Annotated in this window: 21 protein-coding genes and 1 pseudogene; 12 read left to right on the plus strand and 10 right to left on the minus strand. The window is 67.2% G+C overall.

The window, feature by feature from the left end; all coding sequences use genetic code 11:
- The first annotated feature begins 1 nt into the window (after position 1).
- Positions 2–931 (plus strand): DUF1684 domain-containing protein, encoded by a 930-nt coding sequence (locus tag HFK18_RS11590; protein ID WP_100553051.1) that lies wholly within the window; start codon positions 2–4, stop codon positions 929–931.
- Positions 932–933: 2 nt separating this feature from the next.
- Positions 934–1,881, plus strand: coding sequence for a TraB/GumN family protein (locus tag HFK18_RS11595; RefSeq protein WP_180166371.1), 948 nt, complete (start codon positions 934–936; stop codon positions 1,879–1,881).
- An 81-nt stretch (positions 1,882–1,962) separates the two neighbouring features.
- Here the strand turns inward: HFK18_RS11595 and phaR are convergent, their stop codons facing one another.
- The 3 genes from phaR to gluQRS form a co-directional block, all read right to left on the minus strand.
- Positions 1,963–2,508 carry a polyhydroxyalkanoate synthesis repressor PhaR gene (phaR, locus tag HFK18_RS11600; protein ID WP_108265878.1) on the minus strand — a complete coding sequence of 182 codons (546 nt, stop codon included), beginning with the start codon at positions 2,506–2,508 and terminating at the stop codon, positions 1,963–1,965.
- Positions 2,509–2,687: 179 nt separating this feature from the next.
- On the minus strand, positions 2,688–3,428 hold the full coding sequence (phbB, locus tag HFK18_RS11605) for an acetoacetyl-CoA reductase (protein WP_180166372.1): 741 nt from the start codon (positions 3,426–3,428) through the stop codon (positions 2,688–2,690).
- Positions 3,429–3,445: 17 nt separating this feature from the next.
- The gene (gene gluQRS / locus HFK18_RS11610; protein WP_180166373.1) at positions 3,446–4,366 is read right to left on the minus strand and encodes a tRNA glutamyl-Q(34) synthetase GluQRS; all 921 of its coding nucleotides are present in this window, start codon (positions 4,364–4,366) and stop codon (positions 3,446–3,448) included.
- 93 nt (positions 4,367–4,459) lie between these two features.
- Between gluQRS and htpX the strand changes: the two genes are divergently transcribed.
- A complete protein-coding gene (htpX, locus tag HFK18_RS11615; RefSeq protein WP_180166374.1) occupies positions 4,460–5,326 on the plus strand; it encodes a protease HtpX in 867 nt (288 codons plus the stop codon).
- A 648-nt stretch (positions 5,327–5,974) separates the two neighbouring features.
- Here the strand turns inward: htpX and HFK18_RS11620 are convergent.
- A complete protein-coding gene (locus tag HFK18_RS11620) occupies positions 5,975–6,802 on the minus strand; it encodes an inositol monophosphatase family protein (protein ID WP_089236240.1) in 828 nt (275 codons plus the stop codon).
- Positions 6,803–6,922: 120 nt separating this feature from the next.
- Between HFK18_RS11620 and HFK18_RS11625 the strand changes: the two genes are divergently transcribed.
- From HFK18_RS11625 to HFK18_RS11635, 3 genes and pseudogenes are all read left to right on the plus strand, one after another.
- Positions 6,923–7,693, plus strand: a complete 771-nt coding sequence (locus HFK18_RS11625; protein ID WP_180166375.1) for an RNA methyltransferase — start codon at positions 6,923–6,925, stop codon at positions 7,691–7,693.
- A gap of 321 nt (positions 7,694–8,014) precedes the next feature.
- Positions 8,015–8,110: pseudogene (locus HFK18_RS22020) on the plus strand (metal-binding protein); the annotation flags it as partial.
- Complete coding sequence (locus HFK18_RS11635) at positions 8,107–10,233, plus strand: EAL domain-containing protein (protein WP_180166376.1); 2,127 nt, start codon at positions 8,107–8,109, stop codon at positions 10,231–10,233. The pseudogene HFK18_RS22020 and the gene HFK18_RS11635, both read left to right, overlap by 4 nt.
- Positions 10,234–10,302: 69 nt before the next feature.
- Here the strand turns inward: HFK18_RS11635 and epmB are convergent, their stop codons facing one another.
- Positions 10,303–11,343, minus strand: coding sequence for an EF-P beta-lysylation protein EpmB (epmB, locus tag HFK18_RS11640; RefSeq protein ID WP_180166377.1), 1,041 nt, complete (start codon positions 11,341–11,343; stop codon positions 10,303–10,305).
- A gap of 97 nt (positions 11,344–11,440) precedes the next feature.
- Between epmB and efp the strand changes: the two genes are divergently transcribed.
- From efp to HFK18_RS11665, 5 genes are all read left to right on the plus strand, one after another.
- Positions 11,441–12,007, plus strand: coding sequence for an elongation factor P (gene efp / locus HFK18_RS11645; protein ID WP_006379771.1), 567 nt, complete (start codon positions 11,441–11,443; stop codon positions 12,005–12,007).
- A gap of 219 nt (positions 12,008–12,226) precedes the next feature.
- Positions 12,227–13,570, plus strand: a complete 1,344-nt coding sequence (locus tag HFK18_RS11650) for a TRZ/ATZ family hydrolase (RefSeq protein ID WP_089236234.1) — start codon at positions 12,227–12,229, stop codon at positions 13,568–13,570.
- Between the two features lie 26 nt (positions 13,571–13,596).
- On the plus strand, positions 13,597–14,313 hold the full coding sequence (gene ubiG, locus HFK18_RS11655) for a bifunctional 2-polyprenyl-6-hydroxyphenol methylase/3-demethylubiquinol 3-O-methyltransferase UbiG (protein ID WP_180166378.1): 717 nt from the start codon (positions 13,597–13,599) through the stop codon (positions 14,311–14,313).
- Positions 14,310–15,005 (plus strand): phosphoglycolate phosphatase, encoded by a 696-nt coding sequence (locus HFK18_RS11660; RefSeq protein WP_180166379.1) that lies wholly within the window; start codon positions 14,310–14,312, stop codon positions 15,003–15,005. The genes ubiG and HFK18_RS11660 overlap by 4 nt, the downstream gene beginning before the upstream one ends.
- Positions 15,006–15,016: 11 nt before the next feature.
- Positions 15,017–15,721 carry a squalene/phytoene synthase family protein gene (locus HFK18_RS11665; protein WP_180166380.1) on the plus strand — a complete coding sequence of 235 codons (705 nt, stop codon included), beginning with the start codon at positions 15,017–15,019 and terminating at the stop codon, positions 15,719–15,721.
- A 123-nt stretch (positions 15,722–15,844) separates the two neighbouring features.
- Here HFK18_RS11665 and HFK18_RS11670 read toward each other — a convergent pair whose 3' ends face one another.
- Genes HFK18_RS11670 through yidD form a run of 3 tightly spaced genes read right to left on the minus strand, consistent with a single transcriptional unit; the run spans position 15,845 to position 18,295 of the window.
- Positions 15,845–16,693: a M23 family metallopeptidase gene (locus tag HFK18_RS11670; protein WP_180166381.1), complete on the minus strand. Its 849-nt coding sequence runs from the start codon at positions 16,691–16,693 to the stop codon at positions 15,845–15,847.
- A complete protein-coding gene (locus tag HFK18_RS11675) occupies positions 16,693–18,039 on the minus strand; it encodes a dihydroorotase (RefSeq protein WP_180166382.1) in 1,347 nt (448 codons plus the stop codon). The genes HFK18_RS11670 and HFK18_RS11675 overlap by 1 nt, the downstream gene beginning before the upstream one ends.
- Position 18,040: 1 nt before the next feature.
- Positions 18,041–18,295: a membrane protein insertion efficiency factor YidD gene (gene yidD / locus HFK18_RS11680; RefSeq protein ID WP_180166383.1), complete on the minus strand. Its 255-nt coding sequence runs from the start codon at positions 18,293–18,295 to the stop codon at positions 18,041–18,043.
- A gap of 273 nt (positions 18,296–18,568) precedes the next feature.
- Between yidD and dksA the strand changes: the two genes are divergently transcribed.
- Entirely contained in the window at positions 18,569–19,789 is a 1,221-nt protein-coding gene (dksA, locus tag HFK18_RS11685; protein WP_180166384.1) for an RNA polymerase-binding protein DksA, read from the plus strand.
- Between the two features lie 615 nt (positions 19,790–20,404).
- Here dksA and HFK18_RS11690 read toward each other — a convergent pair.
- Complete coding sequence (locus tag HFK18_RS11690; protein WP_180166385.1) at positions 20,405–21,652, minus strand: MFS transporter; 1,248 nt, start codon at positions 21,650–21,652, stop codon at positions 20,405–20,407.
- Positions 21,649–22,101: a SufE family protein gene (locus tag HFK18_RS11695; protein ID WP_099821206.1), complete on the minus strand. Its 453-nt coding sequence runs from the start codon at positions 22,099–22,101 to the stop codon at positions 21,649–21,651. Before HFK18_RS11695 ends, HFK18_RS11690 begins: the two co-directional genes overlap by 4 nt.
- Positions 22,102–22,132 lie beyond the last annotated feature (31 nt).

The raw sequence follows: 22,132 nt of genomic DNA on the forward strand, positions 1-22,132 counted from the left end.
GATGCGACTTTGGGGAATGGGCGGCCTGCTGGCGGCCCTGTTGCTGGCGGCCTGCAGCCCGGCATCGACGCCGGCGCCAGCCGTCGTTGAGGATCCGGCATTCGCCGCGCAGCAACAGCAATGGCGGGTGCTGCGTTACCAGGACCTGACCCGGCCCGATGGGTGGACCGCGCTGGTCGGCCTGCACTGGTTGCAGAACCGGTCGCACTTCGTCGGCAGTGGTGCCACCAGCGGCATCCGCCTGGCGGTGGGGCCGGCCAAGCTGGGGCTGTTGCGCCGTGAAGGCGACCAGTGGTGGTTCACGCCGGAGTCCGGCACGGATGTCACCCTCGACGGACAGCCTGTGCGCGGGCGTGTCCGCATGGATACCGACAAGGATCCGCAGCCGACCCTGCTGGCCTTCGATGGTGGCAAGGGCCAGCTCAGCCTGATCCGTCGCGGCGCGCGCGATGCGCTGCGGGTCAAGCATGCCGACGCACCCGCGCGCCGCGATTTCGCCGGCCTGCAGTACTGGCCCGGTGGACCGCAATGGCAGGTGCAGGCGCGTTTCATCGCGCATCCACCAGGCAAGACCCTGCCGATCGTGGACATCACCGGACTGACCACCGAGATGCCCAACGCCGGTGCGGTGGAATTCGATCGTGACGGCCGCAGCTGGCGGCTGGAAGCGATCGGCGAGCCGGGGCAGCCGCTGTTCCTGATCTTCGCCGACCGTACCAGTGGCCACGGCAGCTATCCTGCTGGCCGCTATCTGGATACCGATGCGCCCACCGCCGACGGTCACGTGACGATCGACTTCAACCACGCCCACAACCCACCGTGCGCGTTCACCGCTTATGCGACCTGCCCGTTGGCGCCGCCGGAAAACCGCTTGGATCTGCGCGTGGAAGCGGGTGAAAAGGCGTATCACCTGCCTGAAGGAGAGGGCTGAACATGTTGATGAAACTGTTGTTGCGCAGTGCGGTTTTTCTGGTTGCCTGCGCCGCCGGCCCATTGGCCACCGCGCGCGATGCGCCGGTTGAAACGTCGGCTGGCAAGCCGCCGGTGCCGCTGCTGTGGAAGGTCACCGGACAGGGAGATGCACGCCTGTACCTGCTGGGTTCCTTCCATCTGTTGAAGCCACAGGACTATCCGCTGTCGAGCGACGTCGAGCAGGCATTCGAAGCCTCGCAGCGCGTGCTGTTCGAAGTGACGCCGGAGGAACTGCAGTCGCCGCAGATGGCCAGCCAGATGGTGCAGGTGGCTACCCGCAAGGATGGCAGCGAACTCAAGCGTGACCTGGATGCGCCGACCTGGCAGAAGCTGCAGGCCTATGCGACGCAGAACAAACTGCCACTGGCGCAGCTGCAGGGCATGAAGGCGTGGTTCGTCGGCCTGACCATCACCGTGGGCCAGATGCAGAAGCTGGGCCTGGACCCGGAGCTGGGGCTGGACCGTCACTTCATGCAGCGGGCGCAGAAGGCGGGCAAGAAGACCGCAGGCCTGGAAGACATGTCCAGCCAGATCAACCTGCTCGATGGCATGAGCGTGCAGGAGCAGCGGCAGATGCTGTCCGAGGCGCTGGACGAAGCAGGCAAGGGCGATGCCCAGGCGCAGATGCTGCATGAGGCCTGGCGTCGCGGCGACGATCGCCTGTTGTGGAACCGGATGGGCGTGGAGATGCGCCAGAAGTATCCGCAGCTCTATCAGCGCATCAATACCGACCGCAACGATGCATGGGTGCCCAAGCTGCTGCCGTACCTGCAGGCCGGGCAGGGCGGTACGCTGGTGGTGGTGGGCGGCCTGCACCTGCTGGGCAACGATGGCGTGGTGGAGAAGCTGCGCGCGAAGGGCTACAAGGTCGAGCGGGTGTGCTCGGCATGCAAGGCCAAACGTCCGTAGATCCACGCCGCGCGTGGTGTCGTTGAAAACAAAACGGCGCGCCCATGGCGCGCCGTTTTCGTATCAGCCGGGGCGGTTGCCTCAGCGGCGGGTCTTGCCGCCGGTACCGGTGCCGCCGGTCGGCTCGCTCGGCTTGCCGGCCGTGCCGGTGCCGGTGCCCGTTCCGGTGCCACCGGGACGCGGGCCACCGAAACCGCTGCCCATGTTGCGCTGGAATTCCTGCCACAGCTCCAGGTTGCGCTCGGTCAGCTGGTTCATCATCGCCCACGGCGTCTGCCCCAGCAGGTTGCCCATCTGCTGGCGGAACTGCTGCTGCTGGTCGAGGAAGACCTGCATGCTGCGCTCCAGGTAGTTGCCCATGAAGCCCTGCAGGGAATCGCCGTAGAAGCGGATCAGCTGGCTCAGCAGTTGGGTGGAGAGCATCGGTTCACCGTCCTGCTCCTGGTCGGCGATGATCTGCAGCAGGACCGATCGGGTCAGGTCGTCGCCGCTCTTGGCGTCGCGGACTTCGAAGTCTTCGCCGTCGAGGATCAGCTGGCGCACGTCCTCGATGGTGATGTAGCTGGAGATCTCGGTGTCGTACAGACGGCGGTTCGGATACTTCTTGATGATGCGGGTCGCAGCCATGAAGCGGTACTCGTCACAGTAGACGCGCAGCATGGCGCAGTGCAGCAGCGGTTGCAACCGCCCCAGCCCCCGCCAGGCTTGGTTTTCCGTCGCCGGAATGTTGCGCAACAAGGCTTTGCGTGCTGCGCAGCATGACCAACGGCAGGGTGCAGCACAGGATCCTTCGATCTTGGCGCCGTTTACCAGCCCATGTGGTGGCCGCCGTTGATGTCCAGGTTGCTGCCGGTGATCCACGAGGCCTCTTCGGCTACCAGGAAGGACACGCCATAGGCGATTTCTTCCGGTTTGCCCAGGCGCCCCGTCGGGATGTCGGCGATGATCTTGGCGCGCACTTCCTCGGGCACCGCCATCACCATGTCGGTGGCCACATAGCCGGGCGAGATGGTGTTCACGGTGATGCCGAAGCCTGCATTCTCGCGCGCCAGCGAGATGGTGAAGCCGTGCATGCCGGCCTTGGCGGCGGCGTAGTTGGCCTGGCCGTACTGGCCCTTCAGGCCGTTGATCGAGCTGATCTGGATGACCCGGCCCCAGCCGCGTCGACGCATGCCTTCGATGACCGGGCGGGTGACGTTGAACACCGAATTGAGGTTGGTGTTGATCACATCGTGCCACTGCTCCGCGCGCATGCGGTGGAAGGTGGTGTCGCGGGTGATGCCGGCGTTGTTGACCAGGATCTCGACCGGGCCCAGTTCGGCTTCGACCGCACGGATCAGGGCTTCGGCGCTGGCCGAGTCGGAGACATCGCCCGGGAAGATCGACACCTGGTAGCCGCGTTCGGTCATCGTCTGCTGCCAGGCGCGGGCCTTGGCCTCGTCACGGTAGTTGGTGGCGACGCGGTGGCCCTGGTCGGCCAGGCGTTGGCAGATGGCGGTACCGATGCCGCCGGTTCCGCCGGTGACCAGTGCGACGCGAGATGTCATGGAAAGCTGTCCGGATATCAGGTGGGGGAAGGGGGATTCTGCAACATCGGCGCGGAAAGTGCGCCCGCCGGCAGCAGGATGTCCGCGCGCGGCAGCAGGCCGGGGTCGAAGCTGCGCTGCGCGGTGGCCAACAGCGCATCCCGCTCGTCGATGCCTTCCAGTGCGGTGCTCAGCTGGCCCAGCAGTTCCCACAACCGGCGCAGCACCGGTACCGGCTCGCGGGCTTCCACCGGCAGCGCGGCCAGTGACTTGGACAGTTTGTGGCCCGGTGCATCCAGCAGCAGCGGCAGGTGCCAGTAGCGCGGCGTCGGCAGGTCCAGCGCCTGCTGCAGCAGGATCTGCCGGGCGGTGGAATCGAGCAGGTCGGCGCCGCGCACGACCTCGTTCACGCCCTGCGCGGCATCGTCGACGACCACCGCCAACTGGTAGGCCCAGCAGCCGTCGGCGCGGCGCAATACGAAGTCGCCCACCTCGGCGTGGACATCCTGTTGTTGCCGGCCGCGCAGGCCATCCTCGAAATGCACCACGCTGCCCGCAGGTACCCGGAAGCGGACGGCCGGGTCCGCTCGTGGCTGCCGCGCAACGCAGTGGTGATGGATGCCGCCATTGGCGGCCAGATCGCTGCGGCTGCAGTGGCAGACAAAGGCGTGGCCATCGGCCAGCAGGCGGTCCAGCGCAGTCTGATAAGCGTCGCCGCGCGCGCTTTGCCAGATCACCGGCCCGTCGTGGGCCAGGCCGAACGCGGCCAGGGTCTGCAGTTGCGCCTGTGCCGCGCCGGCCACCGTGCGGGGTGGGTCGACGTCCTCGATGCGCAACCGCCACAGGCCGCCATGGTGGCGCGCGAGCAGCCAGCTGCCGAAGGCGGCAAGCAGGGAGCCGGTATGCAGCAGGCCGGTGGGCGAGGGCGCGAAACGGCCGCAGGGAAGGTTGGAGGTCATGCAGGCTGAATCGTCGGTCAGGTTGGCGCTTGAATTCAAGCTGACCGCACCGCAAATTGACGGATATCAACCCCTTCCAAGCCGGAATTTCCCATGTTTACCCGCATTGCCCTGTTCCTGGCGACCAATCTCGCGGTCCTGATCCTCGCCAGCATCGTGATGTCGCTGCTGGGGGTCAATTCGAACCAGATGAGTGGCCTGCTGGTCATGGCCGCGATCTTCGGTTTCGGTGGCTCCCTCATCTCGCTGCTGCTGTCCAAGTGGATGGCCAAGCGCTCCACCGGTGCGGTGGTGATCACCGAGCCGCGCAACCAGACCGAGCGCTGGCTGCTGGCCACTGTCGAACGACAGGCCAAGGCGGCCGGTATCGGCATGCCGGAAGTGGCGGTGTATGACGGCCCGGAGATCAACGCGTTCGCCACCGGTGCGAACCGCAACAACGCGCTGGTGGCGGTGTCCACCGGCCTGCTGCACAACATGAGCGAGGACGAAGCCGAAGCCGTGCTCGGCCACGAGATCGCCCACGTCGCCAACGGTGACATGATCACCATGGCACTGCTGCAGGGCGTGCTGAACACCTTCGTGATCGTGCTGGCCCGCGTGGTCGGCGGCGTGATCGACAGCGCGCTGTCCGGCAACCGCGAAGGCGGCGGCCGTGGCTTTGCCTACTACATCATCGTATTCGTGCTGGAGATGGTGTTCGGCCTGTTCGCCACGATGATCTCGATGTGGTTCTCGCGCCACCGCGAGTTCCGTGCCGATGCCGGCGGTGCATCGCTGGCGGGTCGTCAGAAGATGATCTCGGCGCTGGAGCGACTGCAGCTCAACCACGGCCAGAGCACCTTGCCGACGCAGATCGCCGCGTTCGGTATTGCCGGTTCGACGGCGAAGAAGCTGTTCATGAGCCATCCGCCGCTGGAAGAGCGCATTGCCGCGCTGCGGGCGTCGACTGCGGCGTAAGCTTCGGCCCCCGATGGAGATGCAGGAACGCCTGGCCTCGCGCCGGGCGTTTTTGTTTGCGGGGAGGCATTGCTGGCGCCGGGCTCGCCCGGCGGCTCGTTTCCGCGACCGCGGATGGGTGTCACTTTCTTTGCTCGTGCAAAGAAAGTAACCAAAGAAACACGCCGCCAGTCCGCGAGCCGATGCTGCGCATCGGTGCCCTGCGCTTCTCAGTCCGTCGAGGGACGGTGCGGGAACTCGCTGCGCTCAGACACCCGCACCTCTTCGCCCTCGCCGGACTTGCGGTGCTCGGCTCGCTATAAGGCGGACTGGAAGATCAAGATCAACGGCAAGAGCATCCACGCATGGCGTGGATCTACTGGGTGCGGCTGTGGCATTTGACGTTGGGTCCGCCTTGTAGCGAGCCGAGCATCGCAGGGAAATCAGGGGCGCAGAGGCGCCGATGTCTGAGCGCAGCGAGTTCGGCGCCGTCCCCTGATTCCCCGAGAAGCGCAGGGCACCGGTGCGCAGCACCGGCTCGCGGACTGGCGGCGTGTTTCTTTGGTTACTTTCTTTGCACGAGCAAAGAAAGTGACAAGCACGATCACCGCACAAACGAAAACGGCACCTTCGCAGGTGCCGTCTCCATGAACCGCTTTACGCGGAAATTCAGAACTTCGCGTCGAACTCGGCAGCGTAACCGGTGTTGACCAGCACCTTCTGCAGCGACTCGGCCACCTTCAGGTTGCCGGCCACGATCTGCTGGGTGTCCGGGCCGCGGTTGTCCATGCGGGCCGGGGTCGCGCCCTTGAAGTCGCAGACCTTGCCACCGGCTTCGCGCACCAGCAGCACGCCGGCGGCGATGTCCCAGGCCTTCACGCCGGCCTCGAAGTAGGCGTCGGCGCGGCCACAGGCCACATAGGCCAGGTCCAGCGCGGCCGAACCCGAGCGGCGGATGTCCTCGGCGTGCACCAGCAGGGCGTCCACCGACTTCAGCTGCGCACTGGCGCGTGCGCGCTCGCGCGGGGCGAAACCGGTGTGGATCATGGTGCCTTCCAGATCCTTGCGGTCGGCCACGCGGATGCGGCGGTCGTTGAGCACGGCGCCGGCGCCGCGGCTGGCAGTGAACAGCTCGTTGCGCAGCGGATCGAAGATCACCGCGTCGGTCGGCTCGCCGTTCTCGACCAGGGCGATCGACACGCAGTAGTGCGGTACGCCGCGCAGGTAGTTGCTGGTGCCGTCCAGCGGGTCGATGACCCACATGTGGCGACGCTCGCTCTGCACGCCACCTTCTTCACCGAAGATGCCGTACTCGGGGTAAGCGCGCTTGAGTTCCTTGACGATCACCTTTTCCGCGTCCGCATCGACTTCGCTGGCGTAGTCCATGCGGCCCTTCTGGACTACATTCAGTGCCTCGAGCTTGTTGATGTTGCGCAAGAGGACGTTGCCGGCGAGGCGGGCGGCCTTGACCATGACGGTCACGGCGGGTTTCTGCATGGCATGGGCTCCCGGAAGGGCAGAAGAGAAGGGCTGGCGGGGGAAAAGAGCGGGTCCGGCGCAGTGGCCGGCCGCACAGTTTACCATTGGTCTTCGTCCAGCTCGACATTTTCCCTGTTCATGTCCCAGTTTCCTGCCGCCACCCGCCTCCGATTCGTCCTGGTCGGGACCCAACACCCCGGCAACATGGGCGCCGCCGCCCGTGCCCTGAAGACCATGGGCCTGGCCCGCCTGGTCCTGGTAGCACCGGAGAAGCCGCTTGATGAAGAGGCCTTCCGGCGCTCGGCCGGTGCCGAGGACGTGCTCGGCGACGCACCGGTGGTGGCCACCCTGGCCGAAGCCGTGGCCGACTGCCGGTTCGTGCTGGGCTGCACCGCACGTGCGCGCCGGGTCCAGCTGGAGGAGTTCCTGCCGGCCGATGCCGCCGCCCGCGCAGTGGCCAAGGCCGGCGAAGGCGCCGAGGTGGCGCTGGTGTTCGGCCGTGAGCGTACCGGCCTGACCAACGAGGAGCTGCAGCTGTGCCATGCCGCAGTGCACATTCCGTCCGATCCTGAGTTCAGCTCGCTCAACCTGGCGGCCGCGGTGCAGGTGCTGGCCTATGAAGTGCGCATGCAGCTGCTGGGCGCACAGCCCGTGGCCGCGACCGAGCCGGACAGCCGTGAGCAGGCTGCCAGCCACGATCAGATGGAGAGCTTCTTCGCCCAGCTCGGCGAGACGCTGGACGAGATCGATTTCCACAAGGGGCGCGCGCCCGAGTCGGCGATGCGCAAGCTGCGCCGTCTGTTCCTGCGCAGCGAGCCAAGCGAGCAGGAAGTGCGCCTGCTGCGCGGGATCCTGGCCGATACCCAGCGCATGGCGCGCCTGGCCCAGAACAACGGCAAGGACAGCTGACGACAGTCCCGTTTTTTCGGGTAGTCTGTCTGGATACCCTTGGGGGATGAAGCTTGTGTCGGGTCTGCGTAGGGCAATGCAGGGGGAACTGCTGAGCCTGGCCTTGGCCCTGCTGGCCGGGACGGCGCGCGCTGCGCCGGGTCGGCGATGGGGGCGTTGGGCAGCGGAGAGGGGCGACTCGCGATGACGCAGGATCATGCGCTCGGCAGTGTGGACCGTGCGGTTGCCGGACCGGCGCCGCCGGCGTTCGGCCGCGCGTCCGGCGTGCTGCCGCGTGTCGTCTGTTATCGGCGGGTGCAGAGTGCGTTTGAGAAGGTGTTGGGGGCTTCCGGTTTCCGCCGCGTCGATGCGCATGCGCAGCCGTGGCTGGATGGATTGAAACAAGGGTTGACGCGCGTGCGGATGGAAGTGGAATGAAGTTGCTCGGCTCGGGGATGCAGGCCCGGTTCCTGCTTGCGATGGGCGGGGCGATGCTGGTGGTGGTGGCGATCCTGGCCGTGCTGCTGGGGCGGCAGGCGGCGATGCAGGGCGAGGTGAGGTCGCTCAGCAACGGTGTCATCCACGAACTGTTCGACCGCAGCGTGCGCAGCCGTGGCGAGGCCATGGTGCGCGAGCTGTCCGATGCGCTTGCCGGTCCGCTCCGCAACAACGACCTGGACCAGGTTGGAGCGCTGGTGCGCAGCATTTCGCGGCAGCCGGTGGTGCGCTACGTACTGGTGTTCGACGACCGCGGGCGGCTGGTCCACGACGGCTCGGCCGGGGTGCCCGGATCCGGACAGCCGATGAACGATCCGCTGGCTGCCGGGGCGGTTGCCGCCCAGTCGCTGGTGGTGCAGCAATCGCCCACGGTGCTCGACAACGCGATGCCGATCAGGATGGGCAATCAGCGCATCGGTGGAGTCCGCGTCGGCATGGCGCTGGATGAAGTGCTGCAGCGAGAGCAGGCGGCCAATGCGACCCTCGGCGAGCGGCTGCAGCAGATGGGAAGCCGGCATCTGGGCTGGCTGCTGCTGATGCTGGGCCTGCTGGTGGTGATCGGCGTGGTGGTGATCCTGTACGTGCAGCGCACGCTGGTGGCGCCGATCCGCGATCTGGCCGCGGCTGCCCGGCGCATCGAAGCCGGCGACTACCAGGCGCCGCTGCGGGAAAACACCCGCGATGACGAGGTGGGTGAACTGGTGCGCGGCTTTGCCCGCATGCGTGATGCGATTGCCCGCCACGACCGCGAAGTGCGGCGCATGGCCTACACCGACGCGTTGACCGGCCTCACCAACCGGTTGGCGTTCCGCGAGGCGCTGGACCACCGGTTGATGGCCGCACGTGCGTCCAATCACCGGTTGGGCCTGCTGTTCGCCGATATCGATGATTTCAAGCGGGTCAACGACACGCTGGGTCATGAGGCCGGCGACGAGGCGCTGCTGCAGTTCGCCCAGCGCATCGGCCGTGCCGTGACCGAGGCCGGCGGCGATGACGCATTGCTGGCGCGGTTCGGCGGCGACGAATTCGTGATCCTGGTCGGCGATGGCGATGTCGCGGCCAATGCGCGGTTGCTGGCCGAGGTGCTGGTACGCGAGCTGGGCAAGCCGCTGGTGGTGCAGGGCAGGGAACTGTTCCTGGGCACTTCGATCGGTGTGACCCTGTTCCCTGACGACGCTGCGGATGCGACAACGCTGCTGAAGAACGGTGACATCGCGATGTACCAGGCGAAGATGGCGGGCAAGAACTGCTACCGCTACTACAGCCGGGCCATGGATCACGCTGTCGAACGCCGCGTGCACATGGAGCAGGAGCTGCGCGGCGCCTGGGAGCGCGGCGAGCTGCGGCTGGCCTACCAGCCGATCTTCCGCATGCGCGACCGCCGCATGGTCGGTGTGGAAGTGCTGCTGCGCTGGCAGCACCCGACGCTGGGCACGATCCCGCCATCGGTGTTCATCGAGGTTGCCGAGCAGAGTGGCCTGATCGAGATCATCGGCCCGAAGGTGCTGCGTGCCGCCTGCATGGAAGCCGTGCAGTGGCCCAGTGGCGTGGCCGGCGACGAGCTGTTCGTCTCGGTCAATGTGTCGCCACGGCAGTTGCGCGGTGGCGAGCTGCCGGCGTTGGTCGCGCAGTGCCTGCAGGAGTCGGGCCTGCCGGCCTCGCGGCTGCACCTGGAGCTGACCGAGACGGCGGTGATCGGCGATGAGATGCTGGCCGCGCAGCTGCTGGACCGTCTGCACCGGGCGGGGGTGAAGGTGTGGCTGGACGACTTCGGTACCGGCTTCTCCGGTCTCAGCCACCTGCGCCAGGTGCCGGTGGACGGGGTCAAGATCGACAAGAGTTTCGTCGCCGACATGCAGCGCGACCCCGACGATCTGGCCCTGACCACGGCGATCATCGCCATGGCCCACGCACTGGGCATCACGGTGGTGGCCGAAGGTATCGAGCAGGAGGCGCAGTTCGAGCTGCTGGCCCAGCGTGGTTGCGACCTCGGTCAGGGCTATAGGTTGAGCCACCCGGTCACTGCCACCGAGGTGGTGCGGATGATCGAGGCGGGCGTGTGACAGTAGATCCACGCCATGCGTGGATGGGCTTTCCTGGCAGAAGCATCCACGCATGGCGTGGACCTGCTGTTACACCGGGCGCTTGCTCGGGTCGCCGGGCAGTTCGCGGACCAGCTTGGGTACCAGGTAGCCGGACAGCCGAGCAGTGAGCCCGGCAATCAGGGCCTTGGCCTGGACGTCGTCCACTTCGAAATGGGCCACGCCCTCGACCCTATCCAACTGGTGCAGGTAATAGGGAAGCACGCCGGCGGCGAAGCTGCGCTCGCTCAGGTCCTGCAGCGCCTGCACGCTGTCGTTGACCCCGCGCAGCAGCACCGCCTGGTTCAGCAGCTGGGCGCCGATGCCGCGCAGGCGGGCCATCGCGGTATCGACGCTGGCGTCGAATTCATTGGCGTGGTTGGCGTGGACCACGATCGCCAGCGGCCAGGGCAGGTCGCCCAGCCAGGCCAGCAGCTCGTCATCCACCCGCTCGGGCAGCACGATCGGCAGGCGCGTGTGGATGCGCAGCCTGCGGATATGCGCGATGCCGCGCAGTGCATCGGTCAGCTCGGCCAGCTTGTGGGTGGCCAGCGACAGCGGGTCGCCGCCGGACAGGATCACCTCATCGATGTCCGGGTCTGCAGCGATGGCCTCCACCGCCTCCTGCCATCCCCCCTTGGCGGCGTTCTCGGCGCCATAGTCGAAATGCCGGCGGAAACAGTAGCGGCAGTTGATCGCGCAGCTGCCGGTGGCCACCAGCAGGGCCCGGCCACGATACTTCTGGATGACCCCGGTGGCCTTCTTTGCTGCGCCGTCGCCCACCGCGTCGAAGCTGAACCCGGGGGCCGGGCGCATCTCCGCGTCGATCGGCAGCACCTGCCGCAGCAGCGGATCGTGGGCATCACCACGGCGCATGCGCGCGACGAAACCCTCCGGCACGCGCAGCGCGAACTGGGCGATGGCGGCCTCTGATACACCCAGCGCCGCGGCATCCAGATCCAGCCGGGCCAGCAGCGTCTGCGGGTCGCGCAGGGCCTGCCGCCACAGCTGCTGCCAGCGCGCGGGCGCGCCTGGCGTCTGGGTCCGGGGGAAGGCGGAAAGCTGCATGGAGAGGGGGCCTGCGGTTATCATGGACACATAAACAGTTGCCCGCCGGGGTTCCGGTGGGCTTTCCATTCTATCCGGCTCGCCGCACGCGCGGCGGTTTCGCCATTTGAGGAGCTTGAGCATGGCCACTGCGGGCATGAACGATGTCAAGAACGGGATGAAGATCCTGGTCAACAATGAACCGGCCGTCATCTCCGAGACCGAGTTCATCAAGCCGGGCAAGGGCCAGGCCTTCACCCGCGTGCGCTATCGCTTCATCAAGTCGGGCCGCACGGTCGAAATGACCATGAAGGCGACCGACGACGTGGAAGTGGCCGATGTGGTCGATACCAACATGGACTACATGTACAGCGACGGCGAGTACTGGCACTTCATGGACCCGGAAACCTTCGAGCAGGTGCAGGCCGACAAGGCCGGCATGGGCGGCGCCGAGAAGTGGCTGAAGGGCGAAGAGTCCTGCATCGTCACCCTTTTCAATGGCTCGCCGATCTTCGTGCAGCCGCCGAACTTCGTCGAACTGAAGATCACCGAGACCGACCCGGGCGTCCGTGGCGACACCTCGGGCGGCGGCGGCAAGCCGGCCACCCTGGAAACCGGTGCCGTGGTGCGCGTGCCGCTGTTCGTCAACCAGGATGAAATCATCAAGGTCGACACCCGTTCGGGCGAGTACTCCTCGCGCGTCAAGTAATCCGGGTATGCGCCGGCGCATTCGCGCTGGCGCTCCCACGATCCGCCATGCGGATCGTGGGCCCCCGCTCACCAGCACCCACACCCCGCCGCTTCGCGGCCGCCCCTGACTCAGGGGCTTGCCTTCCAGAAGCTCAGCGGTAGCCGTTTGACCGGTGATCAGTCGCCAGGTCGGAGCCAAGGCTACGTACGGTCCTTCCCCCATAGCCAGTGAGCCCGCATGAGCGATAGCCCGCACCTCCCCGAAGCCTGCGATCTGCTGATCGAAGCCGGTTATGTCGTTCCGATCGAGCCGCATGCGGTGGTGCTGGAAGACCATGCCGTCGCCGTGCGTGGCAGCGAGATCGTGGCCATCCTGCCGCGTGCCGAGGCGCGTGCGCGCTTCCGCGCCACCCAGGTAGTCAGCCGGCCCGAGGCCGCGCTGATGCCGGGCCTGGTCAACGCACATACGCACAACCCGATGACCCTGCTGCGCGGCGTCGCCGACGACCTGCCGCTGATGACCTGGCTGCAGCAGCACATCTGGCCGGTGGAAGCGGCGGTGATCGGCCCCGAGTTCGTGGCCGACGGCACTACCCTTGCCATCGCCGAGATGCTGCGTGGCGGTACCACCTGCGCCAACGAAAACTATTTCTTCGGTGACGTGCAGGCCGCTGTCTACAAGAAGCACGGCTTCCGCGCGCTGGTCGGCGCGGTGATCATCGATTTCCCCACCGCCTGGGCCAAGACCGACGACGAGTACTTCGCCAAGGCCGGTGAACTGCACGACCAGTGGCGCACCGACCCGCTGATCGGCACCGCGTTCGCCCCGCATGCGCCGTACACGGTCAACGATGCCAATTTCGAGCGGGTGCGGATGCTGTCCGACCAGCTCGACATGCAGGTGCACCTGCATACCCATGAAACCGCGCAGGAAATCACCGATTCGATCAAGCTGCACGGCCAGCGTCCGCTGGCGCGGCTGGATCGCCTCGGCCTGGTCAACGACCGCCTGATCGCGGTGCACATGACCCAGCTGACCGAGGCCGAGATCCACCTGTGCGCCGAGCGTGGCGTCAGCGTGGTGCACTGCCCGGAATCGAACCTGAAACTGGCCTCCGGTTTCTGCCCGGCCTGCGCCCTGCAGCGCGCCGGCGTGAACCTGGCCATCGGTACCGACGGCTGCGCCAGCAACAACGACCTGGACATGTTCAGCGAGAACCGCACCGCGGCGATCCTGGCCAAGGCCGTGGCCGACGACGCCACCGCGCTGGACGCGGCGACCACGTTGCGCGCGTCCACGCTGGGTGGCGCCCGCGCGCTCGGCTTCGGCGAGCGCATCGGCTCGATCGAGGTCGGCAAACAGGCCGACCTGGTCTGCGTCGACCTGTCCGCGCTGGAGACCCAGCCGCTGCACAACGTGCTGTCGCAGCTGGTGTACGCCACCGGTCGCCAGCAGGTCAGCGATGTCTGGATCGCCGGCAAGCCCAAGCTGGTGCAGCGTGAACTGGTCGGCATGGACCTGCCGGGCATCATCGCCAACGCGCGCCAGTGGCGCGAGCGCATCCGTCATATCCGCGCCTGAGTACAGGCGCCGCAAGGACAACCGTCATGACAGCCCCCCACGCTTCTTCCAATTTCGATCAGGCCGAGCTGGACAAGTTCGCCGCGCTGGCCAACCGCTGGTGGGACGCCGATGGCCCGCAGAAGCCGCTGCACGCACTGAATCCGGTGCGCCTGCAGTACGTTGCCGACCGCGCGCCGCTGCGCGGTGCGCGCGTGCTCGACATCGGTTGTGGTGGCGGGCTGCTGAGTGAAGCGCTGGCCCAGGCCGGTGCCGAGGTGACCGCCATCGACCTGGCGCCGGAGCTGGTCAAGGTCGCGCGCCTGCATGCACTGGAAAGTGGTGTCAGCGTCGACTACCGGGTACAGGCCGCCGAAGACCTCGCCGCCGAACAGCCGGGCAGCTTCGACGTGGTGACCTGCATGGAAATGCTCGAGCACGTGCCCGATCCGGGCGCGATCATCGAGGCCTGCAAGCGCCTGCTAAAGCCGGGCGGCCAACTGTTCCTGTCCACCATCAACCGCACGGCCGCGGCCTTTGCAGTGGCCATTGTCGGTGCCGAGTACGTGGCGCGGCTGCTGCCCAAGGGCACCCACCACTACCAGGAATTCATCAAGCCGGCCGAGCTGGCGCGCTGGCTGCGCGAAGCCGACCTGCAGCTGGCCGATGTCAGCGGCATGGCCTACGAGCCGTGGCGCAACCGCGCCCGCCTGAGCAGCCGTACCGACATCAATTACCTGGCCCACGCGGTCAAGGCGCCGTGACCGCCGCAGCATTTCCGCGTGCGGTGCTGTTCGACCTGGACGGCACCCTGCTGGACAGCGCACCGGATTTTGTCGCCACGCTTGACGTGATGCTGGCCGAGCGTGGCCGCGCACCGATCGATCCGGCGCAGTTGCGTCCGGTGGTGTCGAAGGGCTCGCGGGCGATGGTGTTGGCCGCGTTTCCAGAACTGGAAGCGGCCGCGCGCGATGCGCTGATTCCGGAATTCCTGCAGCGCTACGAAGCCTTGATCGGCCAGCACGCCGTGTTGTTCGACGGCGTCGCCGGCATGCTCGATGCGCTGGACGCGGCCGGCACGGTGTGGGGCATCGTCACCAACAAGCCCGAGTACCTGGCGCGGCTGATCGTGCCGCAGTACGGCTGGCAGCAGCGTTGCGCGGTGCTGGTCGGTGGTGACACCCTGGCCGAGCGCAAGCCGCATCCGTTGCCGCTGCTGCACGCCGCGCAGCTGATCGGCATCGCAGCGGAAGACTGCGTGTATGTCGGCGACGATGAGCGCGACATCGTCGCCGCGCGTGCCGCCGGCATGCCGTCGGTGGCGGCACTGTGGGGCTACCGCCTGCACAGCGATGACCCGTTGGCCTGGCAGGCCGATGTGCTGGTCGAGAACGCCGAACTCCTGCAACTGGCCAGCCTCTGGCCGACCCGGCCGGCGACCCCGGCCCAGCCGTAAGGAACAACGTAGTGAGCAGTACCGCGCTGGACAGTTTCCTCGACAAGTGGCGCAGCCGCTGGCCGGAATGGTCGGTGGCTGAGCCGTTCGTGGCCGAACCGCAGCGCCCTGTGGCGCTGGCGTGGTTCGCGCTGCTGCAGGAATTCGACGACATGCTCAACACCAGTGGCGACCCGCTGCCGGCCGACGCCAAGCTGGCCTGGTGGGGCGAGGAACTGCGCAGCTGGGCCGCGCAGCGTTCGCGGCATCCGCTGGGACGCGTGCTGGAGCCGGTGCGGGCGCCGTGGGCGCAGCTGGCCGAGGCGCTGCCGGATCTGGTCGAGGCGCGCACTGCCGCGCTGGACCCTGCCGCTGCCGAACGCGCACTGGGCAACTATGCCGAAGCAGTGGCTGCGGTCGAAGCGGTGGTGTTTGCCGACACGCCGCGCAAGGGCGCCGGCCGTGCAGTGCTGTTGCAGACCCTGGCCCAGCGCCTGCAGGACGCTGGCGTGGCCGGCGTGCCGCGCAGCCTGCTGGACGAGGATGCCGGCAATGCCGCACAGCGTTGGGCGCAGCAGCTGCTGAAAGGGTGGGGCGCCCGTGTGCCCGGTCCGCGCGCGCGCCGCGTGTGGTCGAGCCTGGCGCGTGCCCGCCTGGCGGCGCAGGCCGCAGGCAAGCCGATTGAAGCGACGCCAGTGCGCACGTTGCTGCGTGTATGGTGGGCCGCGCGCGGCTGAACGATTGGCCGCTGCGCTCGCCGGGCATGGCCCGGCGCTACCAGTTCATCGCACGGCCCATGCGCGATAAACGATCCGTCACGCGGTAGCGCCGGGCCATGCCCGGCGGGGACGCCGCGCACGTTATTTCCGTTCCAGCACCAGCAACGGGTCGATGCGGGTGTCGAACCAGTTCATGCCCCAGTGCAGATGCGGGCCGGTAGCGCGACCGGTGGCGCCGACGGCGGCGATCACCTGGCCCTGTTCGACGCGATCACCGACCTTCACGTCGATGCGCGACAGGTGCAGGAAGTTCGAACTGACGCCGAAGCCATGGTCGAGCAGCAGGGTGCCGCCGGTCAGGTACAGATCCGGGCCCGCGAACGTCACCACACCCGCAGCCGGTGCTTTCACCGGGGTGCCGGTCGGTACCGCGATGTCCATGCCGGAGTGACCGGCACCGGGGTGGCCGTTGTACACGCGTGCGTTGCCGAAGCGACCGCTGATGCGCCCCTGCACCGGCCAGATGAAGGTCTGGGTGAAATCGGTGCGGTTGTCGTCGCGCGCACGCGCGGCGGTGACCTGCGCCTGTTCGCGCTTGATCCGCTCGGCGATGGCCGGCGGCGGATTGACCGTCTTCGGCGGCACGCCGTTCACCCGCTCGGTCGGCCAGTCGCGCGGCGTCACCGTGATGGCGGCCGTCTCGCTGCTGCCATCCGGTCGGCGGATCTGCACCTGCAGCGGGCCTTTCTCATCGCGACCGATGCCGAACACCACGCTGCCGTAGCTGCTCACGCGCAGGTCGCGGCCTGCGTAGCGCACGCTGCTGCCTGCGGGAACCTTGCCAATCACCAGCGCGCCCTGCGACGCGCTGGCCGGGAACACCACGCGGCTGTCGATCAGGTCGCCGATGACGTCCTGCGCCTGTGCCGACGGTGCAGGGAACAGGGGCGCCGCCAGCAGCAGCGCCCCGAACATGAGTGCCGAACGCATCAGCGGTCGTAGGTCATGCGCTGGCCGGCGGGCTGACCCGCCAGCTTGCTGCCGTCCCACACCAGCTGGCCGTTGACCCAGGTGGAAGCGATGCGCGATTGGAACGTGGTGCCTTCGAACGGCGACCAGCCGCACTTGGACAGCACGTCCTCGCGCTTGACCGTGAACGGCACGTCTTCCACCAGCACCAGGTCGGCGAAGTAGCCTTCGCGCAGGAAGCCACGCTCTTCCACGTCGAACAACTGGGCGGGAGCATGGGCGAATTTCTGCACCACCTGCTCGCGGGTCAGTTTGCCTTCGTGCACGCGTTCCAGCGCGGCGACCAGCGCGTACTGCACCAGCGGCAGGCCGGACGGCGCCTGCGCATAGGGCTTCTGCTTCTCTTCCCAGGTATGCGGGGCGTGGTCGGTGGCCAGGACATCCAGCACGTCGTCAGCCAATGCGGCGGTGATCGCCTCGCGATCAGCCACGTCCTTGATCGCCGGATTGCACTTGATCAGGTTGCCCTTGGTGGCGTAGTCCGGGCGGGCGAAGTGCAGGAAATGCACGCAGGTCTCGGCGGTGATCTGCTTGCGGCTGCCGTCGGCGCGGATCAGCGGGCCCTTCTCGAACAGCGCCAGTTCGTCGGCGGTGGAGATGTGCAGCACGTGCAGGCGGGTGCCGTGCTTGCGCGCCAGCGACATGGCCAGCCGCGTCGACTTGATGCAGGCTTCGCGCGAACGGATGTCCGGGTGCATCTCCGGGGTCAGCGCGTCGCCGTATTTTTCCTGGAAGGCCTTCAGGTTGGCATCGATCATCGGCGTGTCTTCGCAGTGCGTGATGATCGGGGTCGGGCACTCGCGGAAGATCGCGTCCAGGGTTTCCGGGTTGTCGACCAGCATGTTGCCGGTGGACGCACCCATGAACACCTTCACGCCCGGCGCCTTCTTCGGGTCGAGCGCGCGGATGGCGTCCAGGTTGTCGTTGCTGGCGCCGTGGTAGAAGCCGTAGTTGGCCCAGGCACGGCCGCGTGCCAGCTCGTACTTGGCTTCGAGGATGGTCGAGTCGAGCGTCGGCGGGTTGGTGTTGGGCATGTCCATGAAGCTGGTCAGGCCACCGGCCACGGCCGCGGCCGACTCGCTGGCGATGTCGCCCTTGTGGGTCAGGCCCGGTTCGCGGAAGTGCACCTGGTCGTCGATCATCCCGGGCAGCAGCCAGCGCCCGGCCGCATCCACCACCTGTTCGCCATCACGCGGGGTCAACCCTTTGCCGATCTGCGCGATGCGGTCGTTCTCGATGCGCAGGTCGCCTTCGAAGGTGCGGCCTTCGTTGACCAGGCGGGCGTTGGTGATGAGCGTGGAGGACATGTCAGTGTTTTCCTGTGCAACGGCAAGAAGGGGCGTCGGGAGATTCGGGTACTGGATCGAAGCCGCCGGGATGGAACGGATGGCAGCGGCCCAGCCGTCGCGCGGCCAGCCAGCTGCCGCGCAGCGGGCCGTGCCGGGAGATGGCTTCCATGGCGTATTCAGAGCAGCTCGGCACGAAACGGCAGCGAGGCCCCAGCAGCGGGCTGATGAAGCGCTTGTAGAAGCGCAGCAGGGCGATGAGCAGGCGCGAGATCACTCAGTCATCTTAAGCCAGTTGGCATGAAGGCCGCATTTGTGCAGGATGGGCCGTTGGTCGCATGTCGTAGATGGCCTGCGACCGCTATCGGCACCCCTCCAGGTGCCGGACAGGTTCCGTACCGCGCAACGCGGTCCGTGTTCGTCGGACCGCGCCTTGGACCCGTTGACTCCTGGACTGAATGGAGCGGGCCCCCAAGGTTGCTGCTGCGGGTCGGGTAGGCTATAAAGGCCCGCTTTCCCGGGCCCCGGGGAATCCAAGGAAGAGCGTTTCGTGGCTGCTAAAAAAACTGCAAAGAAGGCCGTCAAGGCCGCCAAGAAAACCGCCAAGCCTGTTGTGAAGAAGTTGGCGGCCAAGCCCGTTGCCAAGAAGCCGGCCAGCAAGCCGGTGACCAAGGCGGCATCCTCACAACCGGCGGCCAGGAAGGCCACCGCAAAGAAAGCGCCGGCCAAGTCCGGCAAGCCGGCAGTGGCGAAGAAACCCGCTGCGCCGGTCAAGGCCAAACCTGTCGCTGCCAGCAAGAAGGCACCGGCGGTGAAGAAGGTTGCCAGCAAGGCTGCGCCGGTGAAGAAGGCCGCTGCCAAGCCGGCACCGAAGAAGGCAGCAGCCAAGCCAGCGCCGAAGGCGGTGGTGAAGAAGGTTGCCGCCGCGCCTGCTGCGAAGCCGGCAGCAAAGAAGGTGGCGCCTGCCAAGCCGGCACCTGCCGCCAAGACTGCCAAGAATGTCGCCCCGCCGGCTGCCAAGCCGACGCCGGCCCCTGTAGTGAAGTCCGCACCGAAGCCAGCTGCGAAGCCGGCCCCGGCCAAGTCTGTCCCGGCCAAGACCGCGGCAGTGGCAGCAGCCAAACCGGCCTCCAAGCCGGCCCCGGCCGCCGCTTCTGCAGCATCGACCGCCCCGCAATCCAAGAATCCCGTGCCCGTTTCGAAATCGCCTGCTAAAACCGCCGTGAAATCCGATTCCGCTCCGAAGACCGTGACCCGCCCCGTGGGCAAGGTCGCCGTGGCCGTCGCCGCCCGTTCGTCGGCACCTGCGCCGCGCAGCAAGTACAAGGTCGTCGAATACAAGACCGACGAGGCCACTGGCCGCCCGATCCTGCCGGCAGGCTACAAGCCGGCCTCGGACGAGGAGTACATGAGCCCGCTGCAGCAGGAATACTTCCGCCAGCGCCTGCAGAACTGGCGCGCCGACCTGGTGGAAGAGTCCAAGCAGACCATCGAGAACCTGCGTGAGGAAGTGCGTGACATCGGCGATGAAGCCGAGCGCGCGACCCGCGAGACCGAGAACTCGCTGGAACTGCGCACCCGTGACCGTTACCGCAAGCTGATCGGCAAGATCGACAGCACCCTCAAGCGCCTGGAAGCGGGCGATTACGGGTACTGCGTGGACACCGGTGAAGAAATCGGCCTGGAGCGCCTCGAAGCGCGCCTGACCGCCGAGCGCACCATCGACGCCCAGGAGCGTTGGGAGCACCTGCAGAAGCAGCAGGGCGACTGATTCCGGTTCGTTGTGATGTCATGCGAAAAGCCCGGCTTCGGCCGGGTTTTTTGTTGGGTTCGAGTTGGCTGCGTAGGGCGGCGCCTTCCGGGTATCGGGGTGAGCCTGCGGGTGGGTCCGGACAGGACACGCTGCAAGTACATCCCTGTAAGCTCGGCCGCGGCATCCATGCCGCGGACGGTCCTGCCCGGACCCACCCGCAGGCTCTCGACGCTTCCCTGCGCGCGCGGCCGCTGTAGAGCCGAGCCCACGCTCGGCTCAGGCCGAAGCCGTAGGGCAGGGAAGAGCAAGAGCAAGAGCAAGAGCAAGAGCAGCCAAGCATGGCTTGGCTCTACCAGGAGCGGTCATGCGTGCGCTCGCGGCTGTTGGGTCCGCCTTGTAGCGAGCCGAGCACCGCAGGGGAATCAGGGGCGAAGAGGCGCCGCTGTTTGAGCGCAGCGAGTTCGGCGCCGTCCCCTGATTCACCGAGGAGCGCAGGGCACCGGTGCGCAGCGCCGGCTCGCGGATGGCGGCGCGTTCCCGCCGCGGTCGCGGAAAAGGGCCGCCGGGCATGGCCCGGCGCTACCAGTGCGTCGGCGCACGTAAACCCGCTGTCGCGGAAACGACGAGCCGACGCTACTGCAGATCGCGCAGATTCAATTTCCGCAGCGTCGGGTTCTTCCACGCGGTGATCCCGGCCACGCTCAGCACCGCGAACCCGCCCAGCACCACCGCCGGTACCAGCCCCAGAACCTTGGCCATCGTGCCGGCATAGAACGCGCCCAGTTCGTTGGACGAGCTGATGAAGATGCCGTTGATCGACGATACCCGGCCGCGCATCTCTTCCGGCGTGGCCAGCTGCAGGATGGTGGAGCGGATCACCACCGACACGCCGTCGAAGGCGCCGTAGAACAGCAGGATCAACGCCGACAGCCAGAAGTGCTGGGACAGGCCGAAGCCGATCACGCACAGGCCGAAGCCGGCCACGGCGAACAGCAGCACGCGACCAGCATTGCGGTGCAGGGGATGGCGCGCCAGCCACAGGCCGACGCACACCGACCCCAGTGCCGGGGCCGCGCGCAGGATGCCCAGTCCCTCCGGGCCGTGGTGCAGGATCTCGTGCAGGAACGCCGGCAGCATCGCCACCACGCCGCCCAGCAGCACCGAGAACATGTCCAGCGCCATGGCGCCGACCATGATCCGGTTGCCGACCACGAAGCGGGCGCCTTCGGCGATGCTCTTGAAGATCGGGGCGGCCGGGCCGGCATGCACCGGTTCTTCCACTTTCAGCGTGGCCAGGCAGCCCATCGCCACCAGCGCGAAGGCCGTGGCCACCGCATAGGACAGGCCCTTGCCACCGAAGCCGACCAGCACCCCACCCAGTGCCGGGCCGGCGATCATGCCAGTCTGGAACACCACGGCGCCGAGGCCGGCGCCACGGGCGAAATGTTCACGTGGCAGCACGCGGGCGAACAGGGCGTTGTAGATCGGCGACAGGAACGCGCGGACCATGCCGGTCAGGGCGATGGCCGCATAGATCGGCCACACGCCTTCAACCGGCAGCCAGCCCTTGGCTACGCTGGTCAGCACCAGCGCGGTGGCGATCAGTCCGGAACAGGCGACCATGCCCAGCTTGCGGCGCGGCAGATGATCCACCAGATAACCGGCAAACGGGGCCACACAGAAGAACGGCAGCACCTCGGCCAGGCCGATCAGGCCCAGCGAGAACGGATTGCGGGTGACTTCGTAGATGTGCCAACCGACGGTGACCGCGACCACCTGGTAGGACAGCATCGCGAAGATGCGGTACGCCAGCAGCCGGGCGAAACCGGGCCGGGACAGCAGGCCCAGCGCGGTGTCTTCGGCCGTGGCAGGTTCGCTCACGACGGATCGCGCTGCAGCTGGGCCTGCGCGGTCTCACGGATGAAGGCCAGCATCGCCGCCACGCCGTTGCTGCGCGTCGGCGACAGGTGGCGGGACAGGCCGATATCCTGGATATAGCTGGGTTCGGTGGCCAGGATCTCCTGCGCGGTGCGCCCGGAGTACACGCGCAGCGCCAGGAAGATCAGGCCGGAGACGATGGCCGAATCACTGATGGCGTGGAAACGCAGCGACTGCGCATTGCCTTCCGGCACGATCCAGACCATCGACTGGCAACCGAGCAGGCGGTGCTCTTCGGTCTTCCATGCTTCCGGGAAGGCGGGCAGCTTGCGGCCGAGGTCGATCAGGTACTGGTAGCGCTCGGACCAGTCGCCGAAGAAACCGAATTCCTCGGCGATGGCCGTTTGTGCCTCGGCGGCAGTGGGTTCAAGCGGGAATGGGGAGTCGATCACAACAGTCTCTACAGTGGGAGCGTGGCCGGCG

Origin of the sequence: Stenotrophomonas sp. SbOxS2, assembly GCF_013416715.1 — a bacterium.
GTDB classification, from domain to species: Bacteria; Pseudomonadota; Gammaproteobacteria; order Xanthomonadales; family Xanthomonadaceae; genus Stenotrophomonas; species Stenotrophomonas lactitubi.